Here is an 8,075-nt window from a genome sequence, read left to right on the forward strand (position 1 = left end):
GCGGCGATCTCGCCCGGCTCGATGCGGAAGCCGCGGATCTTCACCTGGTCGTCGATGCGGCCGAGGAACTCCAGATTGCCATCCGGCAGGTAGCGCGCCAGGTCGCCGGTCCGGTACATCCGCGCTCCCGGCTCCTTACTGAACGGATCGGCCATAAACCGCTCCGCCGTCAGCTCGGGCCGGTTCAGGTAGCCGCGCGCCACCCCCGCCCCGCCGATATAAAGCTCGCCCACCGCCCCGAACGGAACGGGTGCGCCATGACCGTCCAGAAGATAGATCCGCGTGTTCGAGATCGGACGCCCGATCGGGACAACTTGCGTGTTAAATCCAGTGGAATACACCCAGGCTGTCGCCTCAATCGTTGCTTCAGTAGGTCCATAGACGTTGACAAGTGCCCGCGGTGCGAATTGCAGCCATTTAGCGGCTTGCTCATTCTTGAGGAGCTCTCCGCCGCAGAATACGTATCGTAAACTATCGATTTCATTTTGTTCAACGTCAGTGACCATAAGCAATGCTGAAAGAAGCGACGGAACCAATTGCAGGATTGTTATTTGACCCTTATTTATTAGATCGAAAATTGTTCGAGTATCTAATTGCCGCTCGAGAGGAAGAAGGGCTACACAGGCCCCAATCGACAAGGCTGTCCATAGCTCCCACACGGCGGCATCAAAAGAGGGGGATGTTCGCTGCAAGAAAATGTCATGGGCAGCAAACTGGAATCGATCCGCCTGCCAGGTTGTGTGATTGACCAAGCTTTGATGCTCGACCATGACGCCCTTTGGGGTTCCGGTTGATCCGGAGGTGTAGATCACATAGGCGAGATGGCGGGATGTGAGGCCAAGGGCACGCGGCTCGGGGTCGCAGGCGGGCAGCTCGGCCCAGGCCGGGGTGGCCGTATCAAGATCCACCACCGTCAGATCGGCCAGCGCCTCGGCGCCGAGCGCGGCGCAGCCGGCCGCATCGGCGAGCAGCAGTCGCGGCGCCGCATCGTTGAGGATCTGGATCAGCCGCGTCGACGGATAGGTCGGATCGAGCGGCACGTAGGCGCCGCCCGCCTTGAGGATCGCCAAAAGCCCCACCACCATGGCCGGGCTGCGCTCCAGACAGATCGCCACCGGCTGGTCCGGCTTGACCCCGAGCCCGATCAGATGATGCGCCAGCCGGTTGGCCTGGGCGTTGAGCGCGCCATAGCTCAGCCGCTCATCCTCATAGACCACCGCCACCGCGTCCGGCGCCTTTTGCACCTGCTGTTCGAACAGCTGATGGATGCACACTTCTGAGGGATAGGCCGCCGCCGTCCGGTTCAGATCCTCCAGCAGGTATGTGCGTTCGTCGGCCGGCAGGAGGTCGATGCGGCCGACCGGCTGCCGCGCATCGGCCATCGCGCAATCCAACAGATTTTGCAGATGCTGCGTCATGCGGTCGATCTGCTTCGGCGCCAATCGGCTGGCATCAAAATGCCATCGACAGCTCCCATCCAGAGCGCAAACCTCCAACGTCAGCAAATCGCCGCATAGGGTTGTCCCAGCACTTTGGCTCGACGTCAGATCGCCAGCGGCACAACAGCTATTTGCGGTAATCGTTATGCAAATTTGCCAAGGCTGGCGCGATCGTAGCGCCTCCACGCCTCGCAACGTCGGGCAGCGTGCGATAAGATCCCGCGCGAAGCTAGCGTGCTCCCTCAGCTGTGAGAGTTCGGCCGTCACCGTTTTGCGCACTTTTCTAAAACCCTGTGCAAGATCAATGGTAACTTCCATCGGCACGACAGAGGCGATTAGCACCTCCACCGCTTTAGAGCCAGGTTGCGATCGATCCGATGCGGGCGTCCATCCCAGTTGAATCTCTGTTTCTCCCGTGATGCGGGCGAGATAGATCAGCCAAGCCGTTACCAAGTATTCCGTGCGATCGAGTGGCGACAGGTTAGCCAAAGCACTTGCAATGAACCACGAACTCGACTGCCATCCGAGCGGCGCTTCAGCCACGGGCGACGATGGGAAAGGAAGCTGCAATGTTCTAAGCTGCTCAAGCCGCAGTCGCCAAAAATCCTCTGAGGGCGCCAGCAATTCATGAGTGACAGTTATGCTCCGCGCCTGTTCATCGCTCAACATCGGAAGGCGTTCACCTTCATCCAGATTGAAGCGCCTGGCGAGGGCTCGCGCGTCCAGCACCTGCCCATCGGGGCTGCCAAAGCAAACCTCAACATCCTGCGTACCCGTCGCCACCCGCCAATGGCTGGAGTGGACTTCAACCAGGCAACCTGCCGGAACGCCCGAGCGTTGGGGGGACACCTCCAGGCGTCTGATTGTGACAACCTCATCGCCTACGAGAGCCTTGGGCAGACACATTTGATTGGGATGATATGGCCCAAAGTTTAAGGCACGCGTCGTCGCTGACAGATCTTGCGCGGATCGGTCCCATCGCAGACAGCCTGCCGCATCTGGGCGTCGACGTCTCGGAAAATAGCTTCTGTCCACCTGCGCCTGCGGATCGGCCGTAAGTTTCCCGCTCACGAGGCCAGTTAAAAGCTCGCGGAAACCCTCGATCGCGGCTTCATGACATTTGAGGTTCAGGCTGATTGCCGTGTCGGTGGGCGCAATCAGCACTTGGCGCTGAACCACGACGTCACCCGTATTAACACCATCATCGATCCGATGCCACGTGATCGCATATTCGGTCTCTTGCGCCAGCAGCGCCCAGGACGTCGCGTGAATTCCCGCATATCGTGGCAATGGACCGTCGTGGTAATTGAAAGCACCTCGACGCACGCGCCCCAGCACGTCCGGTGGCAAGATGAACGGATTTGCGACGGAGAAAATCCAATCCACCGGCTCAGCCTTCAAGAAAGAGCAGAGCTCGTCGACACTCTCCATGCTCGGGATATTGGTGCGAGCCGCCCACTCTGCGAATATGGGGTCGCCACACAGAGCCGCACCAATGACATGGCCCATCGCCATTGCCAGTTCAGCGCATCTGATAGCGAGCGTACCACTGCCAACAACGATGCTGGAGGAGATTGAGCGTGCTGCAGGGTTCATGTCCTGATCGCCTTGTTCGCGGCCACAGCCGCGCGCCGGAGAAGACCGATATGTCAATCTTTACCCCTCCCGCAGTCCACCCACCAAGCTGGGCAGTTCCCGCCCAAGCCGCCGCGCCACGTAGCGGCCCAAACCGGTCACACTGGTTCGGATCTGCTCGGGTCTAACAGCGCTGAACGACAATCGAATCCGGTAGTCTTGAGAGTTATCCGACGCGAAGAAGCTCATGGGCATAACGATGACATTGTCACGCCTTGCACACTCGTCCACGCTCTCCGCCCCAAATCTGAAAGGAAGATCAAGGGTCAGGAAGAAGCCGCCGCAGGGGCGATTCCATCGAATCTGATCCGCGAAAGGCGAAAACACACGGTTCAGCTGACACAACATAACGTCGCGATTGGCACGATACCAATCCAGCGCCGGCCGTATCCAATCACGCAAGCTTCCCCCCTGTTCGATCAACAGCCCTGCCACGATCGCTTGTGTAATTTGGCTCGTATTGAGGGTAACGAAACTCTTGCGCTGAACCAGATCTTCCCAAAGTAACCGGCAAGCTCCCGTGTCTCCAAATATCGTCTCGGGCAGTATCGCAGCTCCCATGCGGAGAGATGGGGCTAGCGTCTTGGAGAAAGTCGAGAGGTAGATAACACTTCCGGCCTCGTCCAAAGCGGCCATCGGAGGGATCGCGTCTCCTTCATACCGAAATTGCCCGTATGGATTGTCCTCCAGAACGATGATCCGATGTCTGTCGCACACTTGAAGGATATCGCGTCGTGCGGGCGTGTCGAGGACGCGCCCAGTCGGATTATCAAAATCGGGAATAAGGTATAGAGCGCGAGCCCTCCGACCTTGCCGGCGCAACTGCAGCACTGCGAATTCGATTGCCTCGGCAATGCCAAGTTCTGAGTTGCGCAGCCCTGAAACGGCGACCCGTGTAGCGGCAGCTGCACCGGTTGTCCCAACGTAGGTGGGGTTGCAGACCAGGAGCACGTCCGAAGGTTTGGGACACAGTGCCGGCAGGCAGACAGCAAGCGCCTCCTGGCAGCCTGACGTGATTAGTACGCGATCAGTCCTCGCGGGAACCCCCTCATCGGATCGAACCTGTTGTGCAACGATCTCGCTGATGATGCCGGCAGTTCGTCCATACTGCAACAACTGAGAGTGTACTTGCCCACCTCCGTGATCGCCGGCTGAATACCGTTCATACACGACTAGCGCATTCAACAGCGCCTGGGGGTCGAGCCTATTGAAGAACCGATCACTTGGTCTGCCAGAGGCCAGGGAAATCGCCGACGGAAACGAACCCGAGACCTCGTTTAAGAAGTTCATTACCGACGTTTTCGGCATATAATCCATCATGAACCCCGCGCAGAACCATCGGAAAAGTGAGGATCACACCAGTGTGGGCTCAACAGCAGCATTCCGTCAAAACCAGCGACACGGGTTAGAGCGGTTCCACAAACAGCCGTCTGACGATTGGCGAGTGTGATCATCGACATTGCTCCTACTCTGATTGTGGGAGGGCCAAGCAATTCCCGTGCCAAGGGAGAAAACGCGTATAAACAAGGCGGTCGCTGTCAAACTGCCATGACGAGTGTCTGACATCGTCCAAGATCGATCGGTCCAGATTTGGCCCGATATACTGGACTTGCCTGCTCGTCTTCCGTAGTTCGCGGTTGCAGGACTCCTTCCGCTGCCGGTGGCTGAGCGACAGTATCTCCTGCCTTGCCGCCACCAGCAGATAAGGCACCTTAGACACCATGGCGGTGCCTGATGCTTGGAACTCTCGACCGGAATAAACCACCAGGCGGCGCTCCGCACATGGCCTCGGCATCCGCCCAAATTATTGTGCACATCGATACAGCCGCCTACCATTCCCGGTGGTTCTTTTATGGATCGGCGATCGCAGCATCGGCGGGAGATGCCTGCACAGTTCAAATCGGCGAGACAGCTCGCGTCTGGCCGGTCTGCCGCTCGGCAACACAGCGGAGCCGGACGTGGTCGGCTTGGCCCGCGCAGCAAAGGGGCGATCGCATCATCCTGCCGTTGCTGGTGATCGGTGCCGCAACCGTCATGCCGCTAGCCCGATGCACATTTTGCGTGCGGCCTCTCCATCGGCGGACTTCGCATGGCTAGTGGCATCGATGCCGCGGATTACAGGTCGCACACATGGCTGAATCTGATCGATCGTGACCGCAATACAATCATGCATTCCGCGGCCGCCTACACGTTGGGGACTAGAACCGTCCACGTTCGTCAGTATTTCCCGGACTGCTCCAACTGCTCAAAAAGCTCTTGGACGTTATCGTCGAGAAATCCTTCCTCGCCGTTCCGATGTACAAGTTCGATGCTCACGCCAGTGCTAGGGCATCGCGAAGAGAACGCCTGTGTTAGGCCCGGTCCGTTTATTACGGCTGTGTCAAACGACAGCCCTCGCTTCTTGAGGGTCTCGACCATCGCCGACACATCGTCCACAGCCAGCGCGACATGGGCTAGACCTACCCCAAAATTCTCGACAAGTTGGGACACCTGCGACTCTGGTTCTGTGCCTTGACAAAGTACAAAGCACAGCCCGTCGCGAACCATGTCCGCGCACACCATACCAGTCTTTTTGCCCTTTATCTGGAATCGGCGCCTGAGGTTAAAACCAAGTACACCTTGAAACAAATGAATAGCGTCTTCCAGTCTATGGACGGCCAAAGCGATGTGGTCGATCCCACGAAATCGCAGGTTAGTGTGGTCATCCACCGGTGTGGTATCTGGCGATGCGCTGTCAAATGACGCGTTTACGGGATCACTCATTTCAACCTCCTTCTCTTTAGATAACGCATTTGGAGTCTCGACTGCATGGTTTGCTGTAGGTTGGGCCAGAATAGTGACATATGTGTCATCTCTTTCGCCCGCCCCACCGGCGGGGACCAGCCCGGTTCCAAGCAGGCTCAACTATGATATCGCGGTCACCATCGTCACGAATCTCGCATTCGGGGGTAGCCGAGCGCCTTCCGCGGCTAGTATCGTACCGTTGGATCCTAGAACCGGGACAGGCGATCATATTCCCTAATGGGTCGGTTGAGCATTGATATAGATCAACGCGACGCGTATCGACCCTCAACACCCCAGCCGCGGGAGCTCGCGACGGCAAATTACAAAAGCAGAAATCCCGCTCGAAGTAACCGCCCGATTGGCACCGCCTGCCGGATGAAGCCTTATGGCCTAAAACACGTGTTTAACGACGTCGTTAGCGACGTGTCTTGGGCGAGGTATGTGATGCGTGTCGAGATTCTTGGGCAGGAACGTCGGCGCCGGTGGCGCGACGAACAGAAGCTCGAGATTGTCGTGTCGGTTGGGATCGATGGGGCGACGGTTACTGAGGTTGCGCAGCGACACGATGTGACGCGGCAGCAGATTTACACCTGGCGTAGTGAGCTGAAGAAGCAGGGACTTTTGCCGTCTTCTGCGAATGCGGTGTTTGTTCCGGTGGACATGAATGTGGTGCAGACCGAGGTCTGCGGAGACCGTCAGGACCCGTCTGGGATGATCGAGTTGCGGTTGAACTTTGGTCGCAGCCTTCGGTTCGACAGCGCTGTGGACGGCGCCACCCTGACGCGGCTCATCCGCGCGGTGGCGGCATGATCGGACCTGGGACCGGCGTGCGGGTGTACCTGGCCTGCGGGATCACGGACATGCGCAATTATGCGCCGACGATAATTATGCGGAGTCGGAGACGCCGATCGGCTCATTGACCTGCTTTTCGAAATCCATCGACTCCACATAATGCAGAGCGTTTTTAGCTTGGCGTCGCGGTATTCCACATTGCGGAAGGCGCCGAGTCTGACAGCGACGGTAAGTTAAAAACGTGTTGGGCTAAGCCGCGGGCGCGGGCGGCGTTCTATGGGTATTGAACGGTGCCCGTCCAAGGAAAGGGCATCGCACAGCGGCGTGGATGCAGGGGTGGCGGGAGCGCGGGGGACGAAAGCAGCACGGATTCCGGTGTCGATAAACGTGACGATTGACGCGGCATCCTATCGGGAAGCGCCGATGGGCGCGATGGCGCACACTTTCGCAGGACCGGCTGGTTTGCCGGCCGAACGAGGTGATGCGGCGACGATGAATGCGGCGCGCTTCTTTCATGACGTATCCCAGTATGACGTGGGTCCGCTGATGCCGTCGAAGGTTTCGATGGTGATCATCTGCCCTTGACGACAAGCCGGGCATTGCCTGAGGGAACGCCCGGTGAGTTCCTCGTAACAGTCGCGATAGTCCTTCGGAGCTTGGCTCTCCGATGGCTCGGGAACCGGCATGCCGAGCAGGTCGCGGCAATGGGCAAGCTTTTGTGCGCGGTAGCGATTGCCGAGGAAGCCGTAATAGCGGATCCGATGGAAGCCGTCGGGCAGGACGTGCAACAGAAAGCGGCGGATGAATTCGTCGGCGGAGACGGTCATGACCTTTTGCCGATCGCCGTGCCGATAATCCTTCCAGCGGAAACGCACCGCGCCATCCTCGATATCGACGAGGCGGTTGTTGGAAATGGCGACGCGGTGCGTGTAGCGGCCGACTTAATCGAGCACCTGTTCGGGTCCGGCGAAGGGCGGCTTGGCGTAGACCACCCAGTCGGCCTTTCGAAGGGGTGCCAAAGTGCGCCGGAAAACGTTGCGGTCGCTCAGGGCTCGCAAGTCGGAGAAGAACTGCAGCTTGCCGGCGTCGAAGGGGCATCGTAAACTTAACGGATGAAAGGCCAGCGAAAGACGCCATCCGCAGATATCTCTCATGCTCGGGCAATTTTCGCCCACAGGCTCATCGCCGCCGTGCGCAGTTCGCGATGGTGGCCGGAGGAGATGTCGTGGCGCGGGATTTGAAATAGGTTGGCGATCGGATCATGGATGGAGACGAAGCGTTGTAGATGTCGCTGTGACTTGAAGCGCTTCATGATCCGCTCTCGCCGCCGGACTGGTTGGTGAGAATTCTCCGCCCGATTATTCAACCCTTTGTGGGAGCGATGCTCTACACCCGGCATGATCTCTCGCTTTGCTGCGCCGTAGG

The 8,075-nt window shown here is 58.6% G+C and carries 6 protein-coding genes and 1 pseudogene; 2 read left to right on the plus strand and 5 right to left on the minus strand.

What is annotated here, in order from left to right:
* The 3 genes from BSG20_RS34245 to BSG20_RS34260 all read right to left on the minus strand — a co-directional run.
* A partial coding sequence (locus BSG20_RS34245) for an amino acid adenylation domain-containing protein (protein WP_143147614.1) occupies positions 1-3,035 on the minus strand: 3,035 nt, incomplete at its 3' end.
* A gap of 60 nt (positions 3,036-3,095) precedes the next feature.
* Positions 3,096-4,394 carry an aminotransferase-like domain-containing protein gene (locus BSG20_RS34250; RefSeq protein ID WP_072382275.1) on the minus strand — a complete coding sequence of 433 codons (1,299 nt, stop codon included), beginning with the start codon at positions 4,392-4,394 and terminating at the stop codon, positions 3,096-3,098.
* A gap of 897 nt (positions 4,395-5,291) precedes the next feature.
* Positions 5,292-5,837: a VOC family protein gene (locus BSG20_RS34260; RefSeq protein WP_072382272.1), complete on the minus strand. Its 546-nt coding sequence runs from the start codon at positions 5,835-5,837 to the stop codon at positions 5,292-5,294.
* Between the two features lie 465 nt (positions 5,838-6,302).
* Here BSG20_RS34260 and tnpA point away from each other — a divergent pair, with 465 nt between their 5' ends.
* Both tnpA and BSG20_RS36900 read left to right on the plus strand, forming a co-directional pair.
* Complete coding sequence (gene tnpA / locus BSG20_RS34265; RefSeq protein ID WP_093041864.1) at positions 6,303-6,668, plus strand: IS66-like element accessory protein TnpA; 366 nt, start codon at positions 6,303-6,305, stop codon at positions 6,666-6,668.
* Between the two features lie 258 nt (positions 6,669-6,926).
* Positions 6,927-7,235, plus strand: coding sequence for a hypothetical protein (locus tag BSG20_RS36900; protein ID WP_177309927.1), 309 nt, complete (start codon positions 6,927-6,929; stop codon positions 7,233-7,235).
* Here the strand turns inward: BSG20_RS36900 and BSG20_RS34270 are convergent.
* Positions 7,163-7,753 (minus strand): annotated as a pseudogene (locus tag BSG20_RS34270) (IS91 family transposase); the annotation flags it as partial. The gene BSG20_RS36900 and the pseudogene BSG20_RS34270 overlap by 73 nt on opposite strands.
* 47 nt (positions 7,754-7,800) lie before the next feature.
* The coding region (locus tag BSG20_RS34275; RefSeq protein ID WP_143147590.1) for a DDE-type integrase/transposase/recombinase at positions 7,801-8,075 on the minus strand (275 nt) is incomplete at its 5' end.

The organism is Rhizobium tibeticum, from assembly GCF_900110205.1.
In the GTDB taxonomy this organism is placed as follows: Bacteria; Pseudomonadota; Alphaproteobacteria; order Rhizobiales; family Rhizobiaceae; genus Rhizobium; species Rhizobium tibeticum.

Excerpts from the sequence above, each read along its gene's own strand:
- BSG20_RS34250 (WP_072382275.1), bottom strand. The coding sequence starts at position 4,394 with ATGATGGATTATATGCCGAAAACGTCGGTAATGAACTTCTTAAACGAG.
- BSG20_RS34260 (WP_072382272.1), bottom strand. The coding sequence starts at position 5,837 with ATGAGTGATCCCGTAAACGCGTCATTTGACAGCGCATCGCCAGATACC.
- tnpA (WP_093041864.1), top strand. The coding sequence starts at position 6,303 with ATGCGTGTCGAGATTCTTGGGCAGGAACGTCGGCGCCGGTGGCGCGAC.
- BSG20_RS36900 (WP_177309927.1), top strand. The coding sequence starts at position 6,927 with ATGGGTATTGAACGGTGCCCGTCCAAGGAAAGGGCATCGCACAGCGGC.